Origin of the sequence: Glaciecola nitratireducens FR1064 (genome assembly GCF_000226565.1) — a bacterium.
Taxonomy (GTDB): domain Bacteria; phylum Pseudomonadota; class Gammaproteobacteria; order Enterobacterales; family Alteromonadaceae; genus Glaciecola; species Glaciecola nitratireducens.
This window is the reverse complement of the sequence record NC_016041.1, coordinates 3,082,079-3,105,819: the sequence shown is the minus strand read 5'-3', so window position 1 is coordinate 3,105,819 and position 23,741 is coordinate 3,082,079. Positions and strand designations below refer to the sequence as shown.

Genomic DNA, 23,741 nt, shown 5'->3' with positions numbered 1-23,741 from the left:
TTTTTGCTTAAGAACTCATCCGTCGCCTATAATACAGTTTCTGCCGCCGTCTTTTGCTTTGTATAGGTTTTCATCTGCATAGCCAAGCATCGATTCAACTTTACGTTTGAATTTGCTTGTAACGCCTATACTTACAGTACAGTTAATTCCGACACCCTTACGGATGAAGCGTTTTTTGCTGACGGCTACGCGAAAGCTGTCTAGCAGAGGGATGGCCTCTTCTAAACTTACATTAGGTAAAAATACACAAAATTCCTCTCCGCCAAAGCGCGAGATACACTGTGTGCTGAAATGTTTAGCCAATAATTTAGAGAACTCTTTTAGTACAATATCCCCGTGGTCATGGCCATAGCTATCGTTAACTGTTTTAAAAAAATCCAGGTCCATTAGCGCTAGTGTTTTGTGCTCTAAATCGCGATTTAGATACTCATTTACTTGCGAAAAGAAGTGTCGGCGGTTGGGCAAGCCAGTCAGATAGTCGGCGTTTGCTGTCTTTCGAATTAGCTCAATTTGCTCTAAATATTCTATATTTTGAATAACCCGAACAAAGAACTCTTCATGGCAATAGGGCTTTGCTAGATAATCATCCGCGCCGCTTTTGATAAAGTTTGCTAGCGCTCTCGAAGAAGCCTCGGTTGCGGAGCTTGATGATGAGCCAATTATACTTAACGTGTCCTTGTGGAAATGTTTGCGCACGTCGGCGACGACATCAACACCTGCTTCATTTTTAAGGTCGTTGTCTATAATCATAAGTTTAATATCAGCGTGTTCACTCAGATAATTGTTAAGTGACTCGGCGTTTGGGCGCTCATGAGTAATAAAGTTGTGCCGTTTTAAGAGTGAGGTCATTGCATTTCGTTGTTTTCTTTGGGAATCAACTACCAGTACACCAATGTTTTTATTTTTTTCTAAGCGAATTAACAGCCTGCTTAGATATTCGTATATCTGTGCATTCTTTTTGGGGATGTAGTCGACGACCGCTTTACTCAGGATATTGTTTCTAACATCATCTTCTGTGCTTGATGTAATAACCACGACAGGTATGAATGAATCAATTGCGAAATCAATTGCTTCCCCGTGTTGCGCATCAGGTAGATTGTAGTCTACAACTGCGCATAAATAGGCTTCGGGTGAGGTATTGCTAAAAATAGCTTTTGCTTGGGTTAAGGTCGTAGCGCTAATGACATCTAGATTGGCTTTGCCGATGACGCGCTTGAGCACTCGTAAATTCACAATGTCGTGTTCAATTAGCAAAACTTTATACTTCATCGGTAAATCTCGTAAAATCCGAACCTGTGATGCGTATACTAATTTATTCTTATGCGCTGTGCGATGATAAATCGCGTATATTTTTTTTCTGTAGTGGTCTGGCGGCTAAATTTACTGGGTTCTCCATTTATCTGCTTGACTCCTTTTACCAGTGCTTTACTTTATCAACGGTAATCTATTGAAGGCACTCTATTAATATTCTCAAACTGACTTTTGGCCACACTACCGAGGTCGAAGTTTAGACGTGAGAAGTCGGCGTGCATGTTGATTATTTTGAAGTGACTTCAATAAAACATGTAACCCGTTCTATTTTCGAAAATAAATAAAGAACAATGAAAAAGCACTAAATGGACACAGCAGCAATGAACGATAAAATTGAAATTCTCCCTTTTAGCGACCAACTTGCTCCTCACTTTGAAAGCATTAATGCGCAGTGGATAAATGCGATGTTTATACTGGAAGACATCGACAAGCAAGTACTGCAGCAGCCACGCAAATACATTATTGATAAAGGCGGCAAAATTTGGTTCGCAAAGCATTCAACACTCGGTATTGTCGGTGCCTGTGCCTTATTAAATAAAGGTGATGGCAATTTTGAATTGACAAAAATGGGGGTTTTAGAGACGGTGCGCGGGCTAAAAGTGGGTGAGGTGTTGCTTCGCTATGTTATTCAGGAAGCGATTAAAATGCAGGTTAGCTGTTTGTTTTTGCTTACTAATGCAAAATGTGAAGCTGCTATCCATCTTTACGAGAAGAATGGCTTCATACACGATAATGAGATAATGCAAAACTACGGCAAAAGTTATGAAAGATGTAATGTGGCTATGCGTTTTGTTGCTTGACATATTTTTTAGCAACACTAAGCGCCGACCTTTTTCAAATACCTTTTTTGACCGAACACTACACTAGCCATTAGCATCTATAATGAGTTTACAACATACAGAGTTTTAAATTTTTGCACCTTCGTAAAGCACAAGGAAAGATGATGAGCATCCAAGATAAAGAACGAATGAAGTTTATTAATGAGTTACTCGCACAGTATGAAGGTATATCCGCTGCTGCTTACCAACAAATTATAGAAGCTCTGGAAGTTCAGCAAGAATCCTTTGGTTACAATGCAAAAAAACAGCTTAAAGTTGCCATGTTCGATGCACGCTCATACGATATTGCTGCGTTCGACGGTGAGTTCCATTCGCATATTCAAGCCATCAATATACCAAGCTCATTAAATTTAGTATCTGCTATTCAGGCTAAAGGATGCTTAGCGGTTTGCGTTTTTGTTAACGATGAATGCAACGAACCCGTTATCGCGAAGTTAGCGGCATATGGCGTAAAGCTTATCGCTTTGCGTTGTGCGGGGTTTAACAATGTTGATTTAGAAGCCTGCAAAAAGCATAAAATCGATGTCGTGCGGGTGCCTGAATATTCACCTTATGCAGTGGCTGAGCACACCGTCGCACTGATGATGATGCTCAATCGGAAGCTACATCAGGCGTATATGCGGAATAAAAATGGGCAGTATGTTTTAGATGGGCTTGTAGGCTTCGATATGTTCGGCAAAACGGTTGGGGTTATTGGTGTCGGAAAAATTGGTCGTTGTTTAATTAATATTCTACTTGGTTTTGGTTGCAAGGTGCTGGCTTACGATATAAACGTCGATGAAGCGTTTCAGGCTAATCCAAATGTGAACTTTGTCTCCCTGGATCAACTTCTTGAATCGAGCGACATAATTACGCTTCACGCACCTTTAACAAAGCAAACGCAGCATGTGATTGATGAAAATGCGCTTAATAAAATGAAAGAGAAGGTGATGATAATCAATACAAGCAGAGGCGGGCTAATTGATACAAAGGCATTGGTTCAAGGTTTGAAGTCTGGGCAAATTGGCTCGGCGGGTCTGGATGTATATGAAGAAGAAGCGAGTATTTTCTTTCATGATAAAAGTGGAGAAGTTATCACCGATGACGTCTTCGCAAGGCTAACTACTTTTAATAATGTGGTAATTACTTCACATCAAGGATTTTTAACAAAAGAGGCTTTGAGTAATATTGCGCAAACCACGCTGGATAGTTTTGCTGAGTTTATAGATGGAAAAAGAGGCTCAGAATTAAGCTATAGCATCGGCAGCTAGTCTTGCTGAAATTCGGCGCTTGCAACAAATACGCAGTTAAATGTAGGAGTAAGCGAAGTATGTTGCTTGGCTTACTTTGAGTTCGTTGGAAAATAAGACTATGGTTAGTGCATACCAACTAGCGAATATTTAACGCGCAAGTTTGGTTCAGATCAATGCACATAGACATTGAATTCATTATCATAAGGGAGGTTCTTAGTTTCCCCCCTTTTTATGGAAAATATTCATGCAATCAGTTGTCTCTCAGTTCAACAATCAAATTGATTGGTCGTCTATTATCAAGTCGGGCGACCGCATTTTTCTCGGTTCTAACGCCGCAATTCCAAATGCACTTGTTGATAGTTTGATCGAAAATGGCAAGAAGATTAAAGATATCGAAGTGACTCATATTGGCACCTTGTCTGACGAACGTTGGGCACTTCCAGAGCACCAGCAACAGTTTAAAGTAAACACCTTTTTTATTCACGGTAAGGTAATTCGCCAAGCCGTAGACGAGGGCAGGGCAGACTACACACCTTGTTTTTTATCTGAAATTTCTAGTTTGTTTGCGAATGATATTTTACCCTTAGACGCTGCGCTTATTATGGTTGGCCCGCCGGATCAACTCGGCTATTGTTCTCTTGGTGTGTCAGTTGATATTGTGATGTCTGCGGCACGCTCTGCGAAAAAGATCGTCGCCCAGATAAATCCGCAGATGCCGAGAACTGCAGGACATTCTTTTCTTCACATTTCCGAATTTGCCGCATGTATTCATCATGAGCAAAAGCTGCCGGAAATTAAGCCTGCTGAAAGGAGCGACATTTACGAGCGTATCGGTCAATACGTGGCGATGCTGGTGGATAATGGTTCAACTTTGCAATTGGGTATAGGTAAAATACCGGATGCGACACTCAGCTATTTGGGGAAGCATAAAAACTTGGGCATTCACAGCGAAATGATCAGTGACGGTGTTATCGAGTTAATTCGAAGTGGCGTTATCAATAACCGCGCTAAAACTTTTCACCCAGGTAAATCGGTTGTCAGTTTTTGCATGGGCACGCAGCATCTTTATGATTTTGTGCATAACAATCCGCACATTGAATTTTACCCATCGAGCTATGTCAACAAACCCACTAATATTGCTAAAAACGATAATCTTGTTTCCATTAACAGTGCGTTGGAAGTCGACTTAACGGGTCAAGTTGTGGCCGACTCAATAGGACACGATTTTTACAGTGGCATTGGTGGTCAAGTTGATTTTGTCACTGGAGCAACACTAAGTAAGGGCGGTAAGCCAATTATTGCATTGCCCTCAACCGCAAAAAATGGAACAGTTTCTCGTATTGTTGCGAACATTAAGGAAGGCGCTGGCGTCGTTACGTCTCGCGGCAACGTGCATTATATTGTGACTGAATTTGGCGTAGCGAGTTTAAAAGGTAAGAGTATTCGTGAGCGCGCGCTGGAGTTGATAAGAGTAGCGCACCCCAAATTCAGACAAGCGTTATTAGAATCGGTGCGGCAGCACTATTGGGTACCCGACTATCAAACTAAGTTTCCTACTGATATTCCCGAATTAGGTGAACTGCAGCTACAAGAAATGGAAATTCAGGGCGAGATGTTTTATCTGAGGCCACTTAACCCGGCAGATGAAAGGCGTCTTCAAGAATTTTTCTATTCACATACTAAAGAAACTTTGCGTTTACGCTACAACTACGTGCCTCAGGGAATGAGTAGGCAAAATTCGTGTGATCTAGTGAGCGTTGATCAAACGAAGGACATTGCGCTAACAATAGTGAATCAGCAAGGTTCTAGCGTTAAAATTGAAGCTGTTGGGCGTTATTATTTGAATCCTGACAATTCATGTGAGGTTGCCTTTATTACCCGCGAAAACCAGCAAGGTAAAGGTATGGCATCTCGATTGATGAAGCAGATGATCAGCATTGCTCAGCAAAGAGGTGTGTCTAAAATGGTGGCTTACGTGCGCAGCGAAAATAAGCCGATGATCACCGTGTTTGAGCAATTTCAATTCAAGCGCGTATTCAATCCAGATCCTGCAGAAGTTGAACTGGTATTGTTTTTACAGGAGAGCTAAATGCCAATTACATTTATAAGTAGCCCTAAGTGCTTATTGCACGATATGGACCCAGAACATCCGGAACAGCCAGCAAGGTTACACAGTATTAACGATCAAATTATCTCATCAGGCGTTGAGTTTGCGATCCACTTTGCTGACACGCCGCCTGCCGATTTGGCCCAGCTTTATCGCGCTCACGACAAGCATTTCGTAGATAAGATCATTAAAGAAGCGCCAACAGAAGGTCATAAATGGTTAGATGACGATACGCTGATGATGCCACAGTCACTTAATGCTGCAATGCATGCTGCGGGAGCTGGAGTGCACGCAGTGGATTTGATTATGAGCGGTGATTCGAATAAGGCATTCTGCTCTGTTCGTCCCCCCGGCCATCATGCTGAACATGCTAAGTCAGGCGGCTTTTGTATTTTCAATAATGTTGCCGTTGCCGCGCTTCACGCGCTTGACCAATATAACTTGAAGAAAGTAGCTATTGTTGATTTTGACGTGCATCACGGTAATGGGACTGAAGATATTTTTAAGGATGATCCACGCGTGCTATTTTGTTCTTCATTTCAGCACCCGTTTTATCCTTTTAGTGGTGATAAGCCCACCAATGATCACATTCTCAATATTCCGATCCCTGCGGGTACAAAGGGCAGCGAATATCGTGAATTGGTAATGCCTTGGTTTGATAAACTTGATACATTCGCACCTGAAATGATATTTGTATCCGCTGGCTTTGATGGTCACGCTGAAGATGCTTTAGGTCACTTGCGCCTTGTCGAAGCTGACTACGAATGGCTTACATCACAAATTAAACATATTGCAGATAAACACTGCGGCGGGAAAATAGTGTCTATGCTTGAAGGCGGATATGCACTCAGTGCACTATCACGCAGTGTTGTGGCGCATATTAAAGCTTTGATGAATTAATGTAGAGAAAGTGTTTTAAAAGGACGTAGAAAAAAGAGAAGTGCAAAGACAGTGAAAAAGAGTGTTAAAGAAAGAGAAACAAAGTAGCAATCGACTTTTGAAAAACTACGTATATTCTATGTCTACAATTATTATAACAAGAACCCTGAACGTGAAGCGGTCGCTATAGGGGCTTTTAGATTGAAGCCCTCGTGCTGCTGACTAGTAAAATAGTTTCGCGTAGTCCAGGTGAAAAAGGAATAAACAATAATGAAATACTCTCCTCTTGGAAGTTCTGGTTTATCGGTGTCTCGCGTCTGCTTAGGAAGCATGACGTGGGGGATACAGAACACACAGGCCGATGCTGATGAACAAATTGAATATGCGATTGAGCGTGGCGTTAATTTTATTGATACAGCAGAGATGTATCCAGTGCCGCCCTCAGAGCAAACTCACGGTGATACCGAGCGTTGCATAGGAAACTGGCTAGCCCGCAACCCAGAACAACGAGCAAAGCTGATTATTGCAACTAAAATTTCAGGCCCTGGTTTTGAATATGTGCGCGATAATTCAATGATCAGTGGTGCTACAATTGAGCAAGCACTCGACGATTCTCTCGAACGACTGCAAACTGACTATATCGATGTTTATCAACTGCATTGGCCGAATAGAACATCACCGCACTTTGGCAAGCATTGGCCTAATCAAGTGATGGCTACGCAGCAAAATGTTAAAGCAGAAAAAAAGCGTATGCGCGATATTGTTTTAGGTTTAGGGAAAGCGCTTGATAGCGGAAAAATAAGACATTGGGGACTATCAGACGATACGACTTGGGGGATCCATACTTATTTGACGCTTTGTGAAGAGTTGGGTGTAGCAAAGCCAGTTTCTATTCAAAATGAATTTAACTTACTTCACATAAAAGACTGGCCGTACTTGATTGAATCTTGCGTATTTGAAAACATTGCTTATTTGCCTTGGTCTCCGCTCTCTAGTGGCATGTTGTCGGGCAAATATATCGGTGGTGCAAGGCCCGAAGGGAGTCGCTGGACGCTTACCCAACGCCAAGGTTTATTCCGCAATACCGAGCATTCGGAGCAAGCTATTATTGCGTACTGTGAAGTCGCGAAAAAGCACGGTATGACGCCAAGCCAGATGGCGCTTGCTTGGTGTGATCAAGTGGATGGAGTAACGTCGACTATTATTGGGGCGACTAAGATGTCGCAGTTGAAAGAGAATATTGACGCTTTTGATTTAACGCTATCTGATGCTTGTTTGGCAGACATTGAAGCGGTATTGCAACGATATACAGCGCCGTTTTAGGGCGCTAGAGGGCCGATTCATTTAGGAATCGAGCCCTAACTTTTCTATGATTGCGTTCACATCGTCCTTGAAACGTGGCTTTCTCAAGGTGCCGTTTATTCTACCTAAACCATAATGCTCTATTTGTGCTTGTGAATAGAAAAAGCTTTCGCACCTGCTCTCGGCAAAACTAATTTCCTCTAGGTTGATAGTATCCATCGTCCGTTCAAACACAATCAAATCGGTAATACGGCTAACATAATAACTAAAAACTACGACGCTTTGTTGCTCTTGCGACAATAGCTCTGAATCTTTGAGTTTATCAACCAGCGGGAGCATGCTGGCGCTAATACTGTCAATAATCTCTTGCGGCAGTTCCGCATTTTTTGCAAAGCTTGTTCCCATTATTGCGGAATTAGTTCCTAGCTCTTTTTGAATCCCTCTCACTCGCGCAAAATAACTAGAGTGATTCAAATAGTATTTAGCAATTTTAGGTTTTGCTGTTAGCAATGAAATATCACCTAAATAGTCTAATAAACAGCGCGTTGATAGTTCGGCTGAGTTTTCTAACTTTAGATCTTTAGCAATCAATAAGCCTATTGAGCTTGCGAGGAAACTCGCCTTCCAAATCTTATGGTAGGCTTGCTTTTGCTCATTCGTTACGAACTCTGCACTGCTTTCTAGTGCAAACTGCATCGCAATATTTTTTGCCTGCAGAACGCCCAGATAAACAATGGCATGGTTGATGGTGGTAATCGATTTGCGCAAAGCGAATAAGGATGAGTTTGCTACTTTGATGACTTTTACGACTAATTCCGGGTCGTTCTTAATGATATCCATTAGCTCTTTTGGGTCGTTGATGTTTCGAGTGAGGGACATCAACAGTGGATGCGGTTTTTTTAAACTTGTCGCCGACTCGAACAGTTTGCGTTGTTTTTCGTCAGCAATTTCTTCTAGGAGCTCGAAGCTGGTGAAATCTTCAGATAACGCCGGAACATCCTTAGGGTTTCTAAGTTTTGGGCTTGGTTCTGAAGCCTCTCCAATCCCCGCAAAAGTCCCAGTGTTGATGGTGCTTTTCATTTTTGGGTTTTTGGTCGCAATAGTCGACTTCTTACTCATGCGATATAAGAACAGTACTAAAATTAGTCCTGCTATTGCAATTGAGTTAATGATGATATCTAAGGGCACAGGGCGCCTCGCGTAAGCTTTAGTTGTCTCTGTATCTTACTATAGGCATGAGTTTGGGTTATGCATAGAATTTGATCTAAAGGTATATTTTTAGCAGAACAATACAAAAGTTTAAAAACGAGGTCGAATAAAAAAGTCTACGCTTATCGGCGTAGACTTTTATTCTTACACTATATAGCTAACTGGGAGTAAACCTTAAAATGCGTATTTCATCGTAAATTGAACGCGGGTCATATCACCGTCTGCGCCTGATTCTACTTCTCTCGTTGCTTGTTTAATTTCGCCGCCCACCGTAATTTTGGCAGTGGGTGAATATAGTAAGTTAGCACTTACGCTGTAGGTGCTTTCCGTTGCTGATAAACCGGTAAGTGCAACATCGTTGTCAACAGACAGTGCTGAATACGAAACGGTTGAGCGCATTTTATTGTTCCAAACATGTCGATAGGCAACTGCATAGGCAGTTGAATCGATGGTTTCTAAGTTGCCACTTGCGTCAAGCACTGCACCATTGACCGTGTTTAATCCAATGTAGCGACCTAAACCCGAGCCCGTTGTAAATGACAATCTGACATCATCTTTGTCACCGACTTTGATTTTTGAAGTAATGCTGATACCAGCCGATGTTACCGAGTCATCAATTGCATTTGGAACTTCAAGGTTTAACTGACGAAGAAGACCTGCAACTGATACATGGCCCCAGTCAGCCGTGTGCGTATAACGGACGACTGCGTCTGGAACCGCGCCGTCATCGGATACAATTCTTGCACCGCCACCAAAAGGCGTTATTGTGGATTCAGAGTTTTCAAGTGCGAACTCCCACGCACCTGTTGTATATTTAACAAGTGCTTGGCGACCGAAGACTACACCATCCGTTGTGCCAACAAAATCAACTGACTCCGGCAACGTTTTAACATCTTGGAAAGTTGTCCAAGTTTGTCCAACTGTCCAACCTTTGTAATTAATAAACGCATGGCGAATACGTGGAACATATGAGTTACTGACACGCTCATTACCTCCCGGGGTTACCAAGAAATCTAATTCTAAAACGCCTGTAATACTGTCCCCTTCGTCGGTCTTTGTGTTGGAGGTAAAACGAAAGCGAGTTTGCTTAGCGTGCGCATCAAATTGTGTACTTTCTTCGGCGCCACCAACTGGGGTTAAGCTTGGCACATAAAAATCTCGACCAAGATTTTGAGCGGGTAATGAACCATCAGAGTAATTACTGAACATAGCGTCTACTTTGAAATATCCACTGAATTTTACATCGGTACCTTGCAACATATCTGCTTGGGCATTCAATGAAACAGCCGAAACGCCTAGTGCTAAAGAAACCGCTAATGCGGACTTTAAAATTGAATTTTTCATATTCGTATCCATATTCTTAAACGTTAATAGTGTGTGTTTTATAGTTAATAGCGTGTAAATTATTGGTTAATTTTTGTGATTTTACGCGAACTAATTAAATTGCAAATTAGCGAATGGTCTATAAGACTAAAGTCGCAGTTAATTAACAAGAATAATTATTTTCTAATCATACCAAAGTCTCATTTTTGTTTGCTCATTTAAGTTTATTGTAAGAGCATTAATGGAAATTATTTTTAGAATGTTTAAAACGGGGACAACATTATGTCGGCCAAAAAGCTTTATCCAGTACCTGAATCCTATAAGAAAGAAACGTTGCTTACGCCAGAGCTTTATGCGTCGATGTATGAGCAATCGGTAAACGATCCTGACGCATTTTGGGCTGAGCAGATGACTCAGATTGAATGGTACAAAAAGCCCACTATCATTAAAAACACAAGTTTTGATGCTTCAAATCTGTCAATTAAGTGGTTTGAAGACGGTGAATTAAACGTTAGTTATAACTGTATTGATCGTCATTTAGCAACACGTGCCAAAAAGACGGCTTTATTTTGGGAAGGTGACTCTCCTAATGATAGCCAAAAGGTGTCTTATCAAGAGCTTCACTATGAGGTTTGTAAACTTGCAAACGGTTTGAAAAAGCTGGGCGTGAAGAAAGGCGACCGCGTTGCACTTTATATGCCTATGGTCCCTCACGCTACTTATGCAATGCTAGCTTGCGCCCGCATTGGCGCTGTTCATTCGGTTATTTTTGGTGGTTTCTCACCAAACGCAATTGCCGATCGTATCAACGATAGCAAAGCTAAAGTGATTATCACCTGTGATGAAGGTCGCCGAGCGGGACGGTCAGTGCCCTTAAAAGCTAATGTGGATAAAGCGCTTGCAGATGGAGCTTGCTCGTCAATTACCGCTGTTGTTGTGCATAAATTAACTGGCGGAGACGTTACAACGAACAATGTCGATGTATGGTGGCACGATCTGATTGAAGACTGCTCGGCTCAATGTGAACCGGAAGTGATGAATGCCGAAGATCCTCTCTTCATTCTATATACCTCAGGTTCGACTGGCCAACCTAAAGGAGTGGTTCACACAACGGGCGGATACTTGCTGTATACAAGCATGACGTTTAAATACGCATTCGACTATCGTGAAGACGATATTTTCTGGTGCTCAGCTGATGTAGGTTGGATTACTGGTCACAGCTATATCGTTTATGGTCCATTATCAAATGGCGCTTCACAAGTCTTCTTTGAAGGGGTGCCTACTTATCCTGACGTGAGAAGAATTGCGCAAATCGTTGAAAAATATAAAGTGACCTCGCTGTACACTGCTCCTACTGCAATACGCGCGCTAATGGCGCATGGTGAAAAGCCTGTTGAAGGTTGCGATCTTTCTTCATTGCGGATCCTTGGGTCAGTCGGTGAACCTATCAATCCGGAAGCATGGGAATGGTATTACCGTACTATTGGACAAAGCAGATGTCCTATTATTGACACGTGGTGGCAAACAGAAACTGGCGGCATGATGATTGCGCCAATGCCAACAGTCCATGCGTTAAAACCAGGCTCAGCATCGCGCCCAATGTTTGGTATTCAGCCTGCACTATTTGATGCTGAGGGAAATGAATTAGAAGGTGTTGCTGAAGGTAATCTGGTTATCAAGGATAGCTGGCCAAGCCAAGCACGAACAGTTTATGGCGATCATAAACGGTTTATTGAAACTTATTTCAGCGCCTATCCAGGCGTATACTTTACTGGCGATGGATGTCGTCGCGACGAAGATGACTATTATTGGATCACTGGGCGTGTTGACGATGTACTCAACGTATCTGGTCACAGACTTGGCACTGCAGAAATTGAAAGTGCACTAGTGGCTCACCCTGATGTTGCCGAAGCTGCTGTTGTCGGTTTTCCTCACGACATAAAAGGTCAAGGGATCTATGTTTACATCACGCCAAACGAAGGTGTTGAAGTGAGCGACGAACTGACTGCTGAAATTCGCAAGTGGGTTCGCACAGAGTTAAGCCCAATAGCCACACCAGATATTATTCAGTGGACTAAGGGATTGCCGAAAACGCGCTCAGGTAAAATAATGCGCCGTATTCTTCGTAAAATTGCTGCGAATGAGCACGATAATTTGGGTGATACATCAACGTTGGCAGATCCATCAGTTGTTGATACACTGGTGAAGGAGCGATTGAACAAATAAGGGAATTGGTATGGTAAACCTGCTTATAGCAGACGACCATCCTCTGTATCGTGACGCCCTGAAAGGGGCGTTATGTATGGCGTTTAGTGATCTGAATATACTTGAATCTGGTGATTTAAATGAAACGGTAAAAGTACTGCACGAACACGATGTAGACTTGCTTTTACTGGATTTGCACATGCCTGGCAGCAGCGACTTGTTTGGATTACTGCATATTCAAAAAACCTTCCCTGACCTTCCTATTGCGGTTGTTTCTGGCACTGAGGATGCATCTCTAATATCTAAAGTAATTGGCGTTGGCGCAATGGGTTTTATTCCAAAAACAGCGAGCGCAAAAAATATTGGTGATGCGGTAAACGCAATGTTAGATGGTGACGTTTGGGTGCCGGAGAGCGTTAGGCAGCAAATTGAACACGTTGATGAGGACTTCTCTGTATTAGCTGAAAATGTTGCAAGCCTCACGCCAGCGCAATATAAGGTGTTGTGTTACATGCGTGATGGATTGCTTAATAAACAAATTGGCTACAACTTAGATATAGCAGAGGCCACAGTGAAAGCTCATGTTACTGCAATATTCAGAAAACTGAGCATCAACAATCGCACACAAGCTGTCTTAATCGCCAGTGAACTTCAGCTAGAGCCGCCAGCAAAGTAGCCACTGTTTGTTTGCAAACGGATTAAATGATGGGATAGAAAGCCCCCTTAGGCGAACTTCTCGAGCATAGAATACAATAACGAACGTTCTACTGGTTTAGATAAATACTCATTCATACCGCAGGCGAAACATTTGTCACGTTCCTCTGACATGGCGTTTGCAGTCAACGCAATAATAGGGATTGTTGCAATAGGTGTTGGTAGCTGCCTGATATGTCTCGTAGTGTCATATCCATCCATATTTGGCATTTGGCAATCCATTAAAATTAACGAAAATGAACGTCCACGGTCTGCTTCATGTTGAATATGTGCCAATGCTTCAACGCCATCATTTACAATGTCATAAGTAATGTTTCGCTGCTTTAACATTTCCCCTACAACCACCTGATTGATTTCATTGTCTTCAACTACTAATACTTCAAGGTGACTCAAATCTACCGTTTTAGGCATAACATCGTTGGAGTCCAACGTTTGTTCTTCGTCATCGATGAGCTCAACGCTGATCGTTGCTTTGAATTCGCTGCCTCTATTTAACGTGCTTTCAATGCCTATATCACCCCCCATTAGTTGGCATATCTTTTGAGTGATTGATAGTCCTAGTCCTGTACCACCGAATTTACGGGTAGTGGAAACGTCGGCTTGGCTAAAAGGTGAAAATAAATGCGCTTTCTGTGCCTCAGTGATCCCCATTCCGGTGTCTTCAACTATTATCGTCAACGTGGCTCGTTTGCTATCGCGCAAGGTCAGTTGGGTCTTGATATTGACCTGCCCATGATGTGTGAATTTAATTGCGTTTGACAGCAGGTTTGAGCAAATTTGACGCAGACGGGTTGGATCGGTAAGTGCCTTAACGCGCTGTGTAGAATCAAGTTGTTTTGTCAAACTTATTGATTTACTTTCGGCTCTAGGATTGAAAATATCGACGCAGTTGTTAAGTAATAGGTTGATATCTACGGGCACTTTTTCGAGGGTTAACTTGCCTGAATCAACTTTAGTGAAATCTAATATATCACTGATGATGCCTAGTAAAGATATCGCACTATCTTTTGCCAATCCCAAAAAGCGTTGCTGTTCAGAAGAAAGTGATGAGGTTTCTAATATTTGTAACATGCCTAACACACCATTGATGGGCGTGCGAATTTCATGGCTCATATTGGCTAAAAATAAACTGCGTGCTTCGAGCGCTAGAGATAGCTCTTTGTGTCTATTCTCTAACTGAACCCGAGAATCTACTTGTTTTGTAATATCTTGAAATGCACCGATTAACCTTACACATTGGCCATCGTCTAACTCTGCTCTTCCTTTTACGGCCACCCATTTAGCGGTGCCTTTTTGGGTGATAATTTCGAACTCTCCAGAAAAGTGGCCACCTTGTTGTATCACTCTATTAATTAATTGGGTGATACGATCTCGATTTTCTCCTTCTTTGTAAAAATTGATCCCTGTTGCTAGCTCAGGTTCGAAATCGGCATCCACATCATGAATTTTTTTGGTTACTGCAGACCAGTAAACTTTTTCACTAATAAGGTCAACTTCCCAAGCGCCGACACCAGCTAACTGCCCCATTTGTTCCAATATATCTTGCTGGCGAGCCATTGTCTTTTGTTGCTCATGCAGAAGTGTGAGCTTTTCACGAAGCGCTATTTCATTACCAACCCAATGTGAAAGTAATTCTATACATTCATGTTCCTCGTCGCTAAAAGGACTTGTTCTCGGAGATGCTGCTGAAAAGTTAATTGTGCCAAACCGTTTACCATCGACCACAAGAGGAGCACCTATGTAACTTTCTAAACCGAAATTTAGATAACACGGGTGTTGGGCTATATTACTCTTACCGGCATGATAGAAGGATAGGGCTTGGTTGTTCTCCAAGGTATGTAAACAATAAGTATCGGCTACTGAAAAAGTGGTGTCGACAAGCAGCGAGTTATCGGGCGATATGCCGTGCAGGACGGTATAAACGTCGCCATCGATTTTGCTTATAATAGCAAGTTCAAGCTTAAAATAATCCAAACCAAGCTGTAGCAAAGCATTCATTTTTTCGTCGTACGACAAATTGCTATTTGAGGTGATCTGATACAAGCCTTTGAGGTTTTGCATCGAATTCCACTCCTTGTTAACGTAAATTTTATCTAGCGAAAATAGTACATTGATTTGCTTAGATAGCCTGTCACTTCACTATATCGTGTAAATCAGGATTGGCAAAGGAGAGTTTGTTATATCGTACAGGTATGTTCCTGCGCGTCACGCAGATAATTATACTTTAGTTTATAATGGATTTTACGATGGCTTATACATTCGCAAGTAGCTGGCAAAACGAGGCACGCCCCGTTTAGTAAAGCCGTGATACTTGAAAGTAACAACGCTGCCTATTGGTGGCGGATTAGCTCTTTCCTCATCACTAAACCCGCTACCAATCTTGAACGTAATTTTACTGCCTGACGCGTTAGAATAAAGCACCAGTATCGCACCAACTTTGTCCCGGTATTTACCTTTTCCCTCTAAGTGAGCTAATACCCGTGCTTCGGCGTCCATATATGGTTTGAGCTTGAGCAAATTACTACTGCGTCCATCGGCGAATTTGGCATCAGCTTTTTGTAGCATTAACCCTTCAGCTCCCTCTGCGACATAATTTTTTAAATAAGCAGATAACTCTGCATTCGTAGTTAAGCTAAATTGGTCGACGGCTTTTACATGCGCAAGGTGTAAACTCTGTATTAAGCTGGTATAGAAAGTTGCTCTGCTTTGAAAGTCGGCGTTGTAGTTTGGCGCATCAAACACCATGTAAGTAATGTTTTTCCATTCGCTATTAACAGGAATATCTTTGTTGACGGTTGAAACCACATATTCGAAATCTCCTCTTCGATACCACAATTCACCGTCTAGCCAAACGTCTGGTAATCCCTCGGTAAACCAAGTTGGAGCATGAATAATATTTCCGCTTCGCGATTGCAGGGTGCGATCTTTCCAAATGGCACGAACGCCGTCATACTTTTCGCTGATAAGGTAATCTTGCACATTTTGCTTATCATATACTTCTGCAAGCTGCACATTGGGTAGGCTTGTGTCGTTAAAAGCTTGTGCGCTCTCAGTTGCTAAAAACAGCGCTAATACAAAAGATGCCAACAATAACAATATTGCTTTTGCAATTGAGAATTTAGAATAAAAGATCATCACACACTCCTTGCGTCTTCCGCTGTTGCTAAGATGAGCATCGTGCTTGCTGTATATGCGCGACCTTCATTTTTAAGAGGAATAAAAGCATTATCCTAAGATTAAAATGAGGTAATAGAAACTGTACCTAGCTGAAACTAGTCAAAAGGGCGGGGCGGAACATCATTGATTAATTGCGTTGCGCAAGACATTAAACTTCAGCCGAGGATTATTTTGATTTGAAGATAAACTGACCTTCCTTATTTATTTCACGGCTAAACTCACCTGAAAAATACAAATAATTAAGGTGTGAAATAGCTTCAGCTACTGCAAAAAACATATTGTGAGGATTAAGTTTGCGTTTAAACAAAATCGGAAGACAGTCATTGATGGTCTTAGCTTGTTGACAAAATGCACGTAAATTATCCAAGTGAAGATGATGATGCTCAATCAGTTCATTCACGCGAATATGTAATCCATGGAAAGGCTGTTTATGTGAAGGTAACACAAGCGTATTCTTCGGTAAGTTCAGGAATTGCGGCAGGGTAGTTAAATATTGCTCCAATGCATTCGCATTTGGTTCGGTGCTGTAAACGCCAATGTTGGGAGATATCCCCGGTAACACATGGTCGCCTGAAATAAGCACCGCTCTTTGCTCGCTATACAAGCAAACATGTTCAGGAGAGTGTCCACGACCGATCATAACCTGCCACTCGTCGCTACCGATGGGAATGGTATCTCCTTCCTCTAAACGCTCGTACTGTAGCGGAATAGGGCGAATAACCTGACCAACTCCTTTGCTCTCTTTGCGATTTTGTTTTGCCTTTGCTACATATTCTTGCGACATTCCGCAGCGCACTAAATATTCATCATCTTGCCAATCTGACGCACCTCGGCTGCCGGCAGATAGAGCTCGAGCAACAAAGTACTCGGAATGACTCATGTACAGCGGTACTCTGAATTTTTCCACTAGATATCCGGCCATGCCAATATGATCTGGGTGCATGTGGGTCACGATCACTTTGGTAATTGGTTTTTTTAACTCAGCAAGCAATGCCTCCCAAAGCTCTTCAACACGACTAGTCCCGATGCCGGTGTCGATCAACGCATATCCTTCATCACCATCTTCCAATAAATATAAATTAATATGGTCGAGGTCGAACGGCAACGGCATGCGCAACCAAAAAATATCAGGAGCCACTTTTTGCAGTGTGCCTGATTCTGGAATAGGCACGTCTATAAAAGTAATTGGCATGGATGCTCCGTAATATAATTATTCTTGAATGTTCATTAAAAACAATAATGCGCAGTAATACCAAGCACAATTATGAATTATCAAGTATTAGAAAACTGAATGCACAAGCGTTGTAATCGACAAGTGCTGGCTTGCAGCAACCATCATTTCAACTAGATTCTAATGATGTAAGCGTCGGTGGCGAGGTGGAATTTTTGATAATTTGAACTATAGTTAAGCTATGTATTCTAAACCAACACATGAGCAAAGCACTAAAGCGAATCTGCTTTAGTGTTAGTAAAAATAGGAAGTGAACCTGCATACGACAATGCGTTTAATGTTCCTTGTTTAGTAAATCCGATTCGATTAAAGAGGAGGAGAATATGTTTATAAACCTCAAGCAATTGACCTCAAAAAATATCAAGGCCAGTGATGGTGAGTTGGGAAGAGTAAAGGATGTCTATTTTGACGACCGCTACTGGACAACTCGCTTTTTAGTTGTTGACACCCACGCTTGGTTACCCCTCAGCCAAAAGGTCTTATTGAGTCCAATAGCATTGTTCAAATTCCATGTTGATGATGCTGAAATTAGAGTATCTATGACCAAAGAAATGGTTGAGAACTGCCCTAAAGTTGAAGAACAAGAAACCGTATCCCGTGAATTTGAAAAGAGGTACTTCGATTATTTTGGTTACGGTTATTACTGGACAGGGGAGAGTGCCTGGGGGGATTACCATTATCCTGGCGCTTTAACCAACCGTGATATGTTGTCCCATGCTGTCATTCAAAAAACGGAAATTGAGAAGACAAATCACCTGCGCTCCGCCGACGAGATCCAAGATTACGACGTGGAAGAAATTGATGGCAGCAAAGGCCACGTGCACGACTTCATTTTGGATACATACGATTGGTCATTGAAATATATTGTCATTGATACGAGAAACTGGCTCCCCGGTGGTAAAAAAGTACTGATAACTCCCAAACAAGTTGATGGCATAAGCTGGGAAAGTAAAACCGTAAAATGCAAACTAAGCATTCAAGAAATTGACGTCTGCCCGGAATATGAGCCAGACAAATTAAATGATACGGAATATAGGGCTAAAGTTACCCAAGACGCAAAGCGACTTAAATCTTAATAATACCTAGTTTTGCTACGTTTTAAAATTATTATAAGTAGCAAAAAATACCTAAGACGGAGAAATTTATGCAAAAGCAATCATGGCTAGTTGTCGCTAATGGTTCAGAAGCGACATTTTTCAAATACACTGACGAGGGCAAAAGCTTGCAGAAGATAGGAGGACTCGGTAACAGCTTCGCTCATAAACAAGATAAAGACATAGTAAGCGATCGACCCGGCGTGATGTCAGGAGGAAAGAATATTCATGGTCGAGATTCTATGAGCGTGGAAATGTCGCCGACAGATAAAGCCCGTGAAAACTTCGTTAAGGAAGTTGCAGACCAGCTTGAGCAGGCGCGAAAAAAAGATAAACTTCAGAGCGTCGATATTATTGCTGAGCCAAAAACAATGGGTTTGCTCAGAAATAATTTCTCTTCTAATTTAGCGGCCTTGATAGACCACACGATAAGTAAAGACGCAATTTCAAAGGATAATGTTGAACTGCTGAAATTAATTAATAAACATTAGCGCTTCTTGTAAAAAAACAAGCGCTTTGCTTTCGACTAATCGGTGTTGTACATTACTTCCTCAATCAATTTGTAAGGATGTTTACATGTTTAGTCACATCATGTTGGGCGCTAACGATATTCAAGAATCAAAGAAATTTTATGATGCTACTTTCGGAGCGCTGGGTTTTGAGCCTGGTGTCATAGACGAAAAGGGACGCTGCTTTTATTTTACCGATAGCGGTATATTCGCTGTAACTAAACCTATCGACGGTGAGCCTGCTAGTCATGGTAACGGGACCACTATTGGATTCTCCGCTGCTACAACAGATATTGCGGACGCTTGGCACGCGGCGGGACTAGCGAACGGTGGGACCGATTGTGAAGATCCTCCCGGCTGGCGTGAAGGCGGTAGCATGAAGTTATATTTGGCCTATTTGCTTGATCCAGCTGGCAACAAGTTGTGCGTTTTGCATCGATAAGGTAGCGTTACCGCGCTGAATTTATTAGCCATCGTCATGCGAGTTATGCTTTGACGATGGCTAATCCTTCGAGCGCAATTTCAATACTCGCAATCAATACTCTCAATCAATACTTCACCGCCCTCAGCATTGAGTTCACTTGCGCTTCTCTAATTGCAAAATACGGGAAGGAAGCGAGCAACGCGCAAATACCCGTTTGCCTTAACTATTTTGTTTTCACTTTTGCTGCTCTAATGAATTTCGTCATACTTTGAATTAATGTTCTCAATTTCGCCGGCTTCAATGGTTTACTGAGATAGTTAACACCTTGCTCTTGGCATAGTTTTACCAATTCGTCACCGCGTTTTGCTGTAACCAAACATGCGGGAATGACCATATTTAATGAGGCACGAATAGCTTCAATAATGGCTAAACCGTCAGGGCCTTTACCTAATTGATAATCTACCAGTATGATTTGCGGCAAAAAGTGTTGAGCAACGGCTACTGCTTGTTCGTAGTCTTGCGCGATTTGAACTTCAATCCCCCACTTGGTCAATAATGTTTGCATAGCGTCTAAGTTTTCTTGCTGATCATCAACGCACAAAATGCGCAGGCCACTGAATACAGAAGTGGCTTTGGAAACCACAATTCCTGCCGTCTCAGGAGCGTCAATTAAATCAAACATGATGGTAAAACAGCTTCCTTTTCCTTCTTCTGACATTACTTTAATACTGCATTGCAGTTGCTGTGAAAGACGCTTTACTACGCCTAAACCTAAACCAATGCCTTGTTCATTACTGTTTTCAACACGATAAAAATCACTAAATATCGCGGCTTGTTGAAGCGTAGGAATGCCAATGCCGGTGTCTCTAACTTCAATAATCACACTGTTTTTTTGTTTTCTAGCCGTTAGTAGAACCTTACCTGATTGGGTGTACTTAACCGCGTTTGAAACCAAATTTTGTATGATGCGATAAACATAAGTTCTATCCGCCCTTATCCACACCTCTTGTACGCGGTGTTTAAATATCAAGCCCTTCTCTGCAGCTTTCATGCTCATTTCATTGATAATAGGTGTGAGTGTTTCAACCACATTGACTGTTTCAATAAAGGGTTTCAACTCGCCTTGATCTAATCGCGAAATATCCAGAATAGTGCCTATCAATGCTTCGCTTGAGACGACTGAGTCATTTAGTTTATTGATTATCTTAGCTGTGTCATCGTCGAGCTTCGTTTCCTGCAGAGCAGATAAATAGAGCTTTGCAGCATTCAGTGGCTGCAGCACGTCGTGACTTGCCAATGCTAAGAATCTGGATTTACTTGCATTGGCATTTTCAGCCTCCTGTCTTGCTCTTATCAGCTCTTTTTCTGCACCATTTCTGCGTTCAATTTCTAGTCTAAGCTCAGCGTTAATTGAATGTACTTCTTCCGTTCTTTTGCGCACGCGCTGTTCAAGTGAAATATTGGTTTCTTCTAAAGCTTGCTGTAACTCTACGTGTCCTGTGATGTCGTGAAAACTGGTTACGAAACCGCCTCCGGGTAGAGGATTGCCAATAGTCTCAATCACTCTGCCGTCATCGCGCTTACGCGTAAATTTATGAGCTTGGCCTGATTTAAGGCGTTCAATTCGTTTTTGAACGCGAATTTCAATTTCACTTGGCGGACCATCACTGTGCGCAATGTTAAAACGGATTAATTTCTCTATTGGCATGCCAACTGATAGTATTTCCGCTGGAAAATTAAATAGATCAACATAGCTTTTGTTCCAGGCAACTAAATTAAGGTTTTTGTCGACCACGCTTATACCTTGCTCAAGGTTTTCGAGTGAGGTCATTAACGCGCTAATATTAAATTCTACGGCCTGTGCATTCTCTTCAAAGAAGTTAACTACCTCCGAAATATCGAGCTTTTTACCTCTTACTAAGCTGTCAATTAGTGCTTTTGAGCTAGAAGAACCGACAACTCCACCCAGTGCGCGTTCGCAAAATGATAAGAAACTGTCGTTCGCTGGGTCTTGCATTCTCATTTCTTTATTAGTGCGTCTAGCATAGTCGTTAAACAACTGCTCACATCGCTCTACGCCGCTGAATCGAGAGATAAGAGTATGTAGGTCATCTACCGTAACCGTTAGCGGTTGCGTGGATATCAGCGGAGAACGAATATCGGCAGGTGACACAAATGCTTCGGCCTGTATTCTGTCAATCAAGCGAGAGCTGGTAATCATTGAAAACGTGATATAGGCAATAATATTGGCTAATAAGCTGACCATGGCTGCTTGGCTGAGTGATTCGGATTGATCAATGCCGGCTGACGCACCACCGAGAATTGGCAGCATTAACCACATTGTCCAAACCACAATTCCCGCGACTAGTCCCGCATATACGCCATGTGCGTGGCCGCGTTTCCAGTATAAGCCTCCAACGATGCTGGGTAATAAATGAATCACTAAGGAGAATGCTAAGAGTCCAATGGAAGCTAAACTCGTTTCATTTGTCATTTGTTGTTGATATAAAAACGCGAGTGTTAAAATTAGAAAAATGATGATGCGGCGCAGCAGCTTTATACGTCTTATTTTATTGGTTTTTTGACTGGATATCCGTTCTAGTATTTTCGGTAAAATAACGTCATTGGTTATCATTGTGCTAAGGGTGAGCGTGGCAACAATGATCATTGCGGTTGCCGCTGACAAACCACCGATAAAAACAATTACTTGCAAAGCAATTGATTCAGATAATATCGCTAAGCCTAAAACATAATTGTCTGCCTTAATATCCGATTGACTAAATATAGCATCGCCCGCGGCAGCAATAACCGGAATGGTGCAAGCTATAATGAGTAAGTAAAGAGGGAAGACCCAGCGTGCTTGTTTTAGATGTTCTAGATTTAAATTATCAACAACGGCAACGTGAAACTGTCTTGGCAAACAAATAACAGCGGCTGCAGCCATCAGTGTTTGCGCCCAAAAGGTGAAAGAATAGAATGTCCCAATCGCTTCGTCAGACTTAAATTCAACAAAAATATCATTGCTTGGATTTGCTTCGTAATATTGGTAAGCAACAATGGCAACCAACACGAGAGCGAGTAATTTTATGCACGACTCAAAGGAAATCGCCAGCATCAAACCGCGTCTGTATTCGGTTACATCTGTGTTTTTAGTGCCAAAATACATCGCAAAAATAGCGATAAACACAGTGGCGATCACGACAACGAAATTTGAATGCTGTTGTTCAGATATGGATGTAAATAGTGAGCCAATCGCTTTCAGTTGAAGGGCTATATAAGGAATTGTGGCGAGCAAGGCAATTATGGTAACGAGAAGAGCGACAACTTGACGCTTGCCATACCGAGCACTGATAAAGTCGGCGATCGTACTGATATGTTGCTTTTTACTTACCAAAATTAACTTACGTATAAATCGATAAAACACCACATAAACAATAATGGGGCCTAACAATATTGGCAAATATAACCAGTTGTCTCGACTGGCTTGTCCTACGGCACCGAAAAATGTCCACGCCGTGCAATAAATGCCCAAAGCAAGAGAATAAACTAAGGGAGTTGAAGTGAGCCATCTGGAGGTTGGCGTATTACGATCACCCCACTTTGCAATCCAAAACAGCAAACAAAGATAAATTAGTGCGAGAGCAAGCCATCCCAATGACATATGTTTTCCTAACAAACGTTTAACAATTCAAACCGTATCATATTCTATGAGTGGTCTACGACCCCTAAGACCATCGTCTCATTTTACCTTTTTTTGTGAACATATACAGTATGCCTAACAGTGCTAATGTCAGGTTTTGCAGTGGTTTGGCTCAAACTTCTATAAGAATTGATAGCGAACACCACAGCCAGCAAAGGTTTACGTTAGCAAAATGTTAAACGAACACATCTTATTAACTTGCTGAGGAACGCAAAGATGGCTTTTAAAAATGAAGGGGATCAGAAGGCTTACTGGAAAGAGAATTTATCTCTCCTGTTTAAACTTCTCATAGTGTGGTTCGTCGTCTCGTTTGGCGCCGGCATTATTTTCGTTGAGGTCTTAAATCAAATCCAGTTTTTCGGGTTTAAACTTGGTTTTTGGTTTGCACAACAGGGCTCAATATACGTTTTTGTCGCAATTATTTTCATCTACATGAAGAAAATGAACGACTTAGATAAAAAATACGGCGTGGGAGAGGAATAACT

Annotated in this window: 18 protein-coding genes; 11 read left to right on the top strand and 7 right to left on the bottom strand. The window is 41.9% G+C overall.

What is annotated here, in order from left to right; genetic code table 11:
* Window positions 1-15: 15 nt before the first annotated feature.
* Window positions 16-1,269: a diguanylate cyclase gene (locus GNIT_RS13305; RefSeq protein WP_014109769.1), complete on the bottom strand. Its 1,254-nt coding sequence runs from the start codon at window positions 1,267-1,269 to the stop codon at window positions 16-18.
* Between the two features lie 347 nt (window positions 1,270-1,616).
* On the opposite strand from GNIT_RS13305, the gene GNIT_RS13300 reads away from it, so the two are divergent.
* The 5 genes from GNIT_RS13300 to GNIT_RS13280 all read left to right on the top strand — a co-directional run bounded on the left by GNIT_RS13300 (window position 1,617) and on the right by GNIT_RS13280 (window position 7,691).
* The gene (locus GNIT_RS13300; protein ID WP_014109768.1) at window positions 1,617-2,111 is read left to right on the top strand and encodes a GNAT family N-acetyltransferase; all 495 of its coding nucleotides are present in this window, start codon (window positions 1,617-1,619) and stop codon (window positions 2,109-2,111) included.
* A gap of 143 nt (window positions 2,112-2,254) precedes the next feature.
* Window positions 2,255-3,400: a 2-hydroxyacid dehydrogenase gene (locus tag GNIT_RS13295; RefSeq protein WP_014109767.1), complete on the top strand. Its 1,146-nt coding sequence runs from the start codon at window positions 2,255-2,257 to the stop codon at window positions 3,398-3,400.
* A 226-nt stretch (window positions 3,401-3,626) separates the two neighbouring features.
* Complete coding sequence (locus GNIT_RS13290) at window positions 3,627-5,471, top strand: bifunctional acetyl-CoA hydrolase/transferase family protein/GNAT family N-acetyltransferase (protein ID WP_014109766.1); 1,845 nt, start codon at window positions 3,627-3,629, stop codon at window positions 5,469-5,471.
* Window positions 5,472-6,389, top strand: coding sequence for a histone deacetylase family protein (locus tag GNIT_RS13285; RefSeq protein WP_014109765.1), 918 nt, complete (start codon window positions 5,472-5,474; stop codon window positions 6,387-6,389).
* A 249-nt stretch (window positions 6,390-6,638) separates the two neighbouring features.
* Complete coding sequence (locus GNIT_RS13280; RefSeq protein WP_014109764.1) at window positions 6,639-7,691, top strand: aldo/keto reductase; 1,053 nt, start codon at window positions 6,639-6,641, stop codon at window positions 7,689-7,691.
* A gap of 21 nt (window positions 7,692-7,712) precedes the next feature.
* On the opposite strand, the gene GNIT_RS13275 is transcribed toward GNIT_RS13280, so the two are convergent.
* Window positions 7,713-8,858: an HDOD domain-containing protein gene (locus GNIT_RS13275; RefSeq protein WP_014109763.1), complete on the bottom strand. Its 1,146-nt coding sequence runs from the start codon at window positions 8,856-8,858 to the stop codon at window positions 7,713-7,715.
* Between the two features lie 195 nt (window positions 8,859-9,053).
* Window positions 9,054-10,223, bottom strand: coding sequence for a DcaP family trimeric outer membrane transporter (locus GNIT_RS13270; RefSeq protein ID WP_014109762.1), 1,170 nt, complete (start codon window positions 10,221-10,223; stop codon window positions 9,054-9,056).
* Window positions 10,224-10,484: 261 nt separating this feature from the next.
* Here GNIT_RS13270 and acs point away from each other — a divergent pair, with 261 nt between their 5' ends.
* Complete coding sequence (gene acs, locus GNIT_RS13265) at window positions 10,485-12,428, top strand: acetate--CoA ligase (protein WP_014109761.1); 1,944 nt, start codon at window positions 10,485-10,487, stop codon at window positions 12,426-12,428.
* Window positions 12,429-12,438: 10 nt separating this feature from the next.
* Window positions 12,439-13,083, top strand: a complete 645-nt coding sequence (locus GNIT_RS13260) for a response regulator transcription factor (protein WP_014109760.1) — start codon at window positions 12,439-12,441, stop codon at window positions 13,081-13,083.
* Window positions 13,084-13,130: 47 nt separating this feature from the next.
* Here GNIT_RS13260 and GNIT_RS13255 read toward each other — a convergent pair whose 3' ends face one another.
* The 3 genes from GNIT_RS13255 to GNIT_RS13245 form a co-directional block, all read right to left on the bottom strand.
* Window positions 13,131-15,182: a GAF domain-containing hybrid sensor histidine kinase/response regulator gene (locus GNIT_RS13255; protein ID WP_014109759.1), complete on the bottom strand. Its 2,052-nt coding sequence runs from the start codon at window positions 15,180-15,182 to the stop codon at window positions 13,131-13,133.
* A 180-nt stretch (window positions 15,183-15,362) separates the two neighbouring features.
* Window positions 15,363-16,256, bottom strand: a complete 894-nt coding sequence (locus GNIT_RS13250; RefSeq protein WP_014109758.1) for a DNA ligase — start codon at window positions 16,254-16,256, stop codon at window positions 15,363-15,365.
* 208 nt (window positions 16,257-16,464) lie between these two features.
* On the bottom strand, window positions 16,465-17,490 hold the full coding sequence (locus tag GNIT_RS13245) for an MBL fold metallo-hydrolase (RefSeq protein ID WP_014109757.1): 1,026 nt from the start codon (window positions 17,488-17,490) through the stop codon (window positions 16,465-16,467).
* 362 nt (window positions 17,491-17,852) lie between these two features.
* On the opposite strand from GNIT_RS13245, the gene GNIT_RS13240 reads away from it, so the two are divergent.
* The 3 genes from GNIT_RS13240 (at window position 17,853) to GNIT_RS13230 (ending at window position 19,574) form a co-directional block, all read left to right on the top strand.
* A complete protein-coding gene (locus GNIT_RS13240; RefSeq protein ID WP_014109755.1) occupies window positions 17,853-18,605 on the top strand; it encodes a PRC-barrel domain-containing protein in 753 nt (250 codons plus the stop codon).
* Window positions 18,606-18,673: 68 nt separating this feature from the next.
* Window positions 18,674-19,114 (top strand): host attachment protein, encoded by a 441-nt coding sequence (locus GNIT_RS13235; protein WP_014109754.1) that lies wholly within the window; start codon window positions 18,674-18,676, stop codon window positions 19,112-19,114.
* Window positions 19,115-19,199: 85 nt separating this feature from the next.
* Complete coding sequence (locus tag GNIT_RS13230; RefSeq protein WP_014109753.1) at window positions 19,200-19,574, top strand: VOC family protein; 375 nt, start codon at window positions 19,200-19,202, stop codon at window positions 19,572-19,574.
* A gap of 205 nt (window positions 19,575-19,779) precedes the next feature.
* Here GNIT_RS13230 and GNIT_RS13225 read toward each other — a convergent pair whose 3' ends face one another.
* Window positions 19,780-23,217, bottom strand: coding sequence for a PAS domain-containing hybrid sensor histidine kinase/response regulator (locus GNIT_RS13225; RefSeq protein ID WP_014109752.1), 3,438 nt, complete (start codon window positions 23,215-23,217; stop codon window positions 19,780-19,782).
* Between the two features lie 255 nt (window positions 23,218-23,472).
* On the opposite strand from GNIT_RS13225, the gene GNIT_RS13220 reads away from it, so the two are divergent.
* The gene (locus GNIT_RS13220) at window positions 23,473-23,739 is read left to right on the top strand and encodes a DUF4212 domain-containing protein (protein WP_014109751.1); all 267 of its coding nucleotides are present in this window, start codon (window positions 23,473-23,475) and stop codon (window positions 23,737-23,739) included.
* Window positions 23,740-23,741 lie beyond the last annotated feature (2 nt).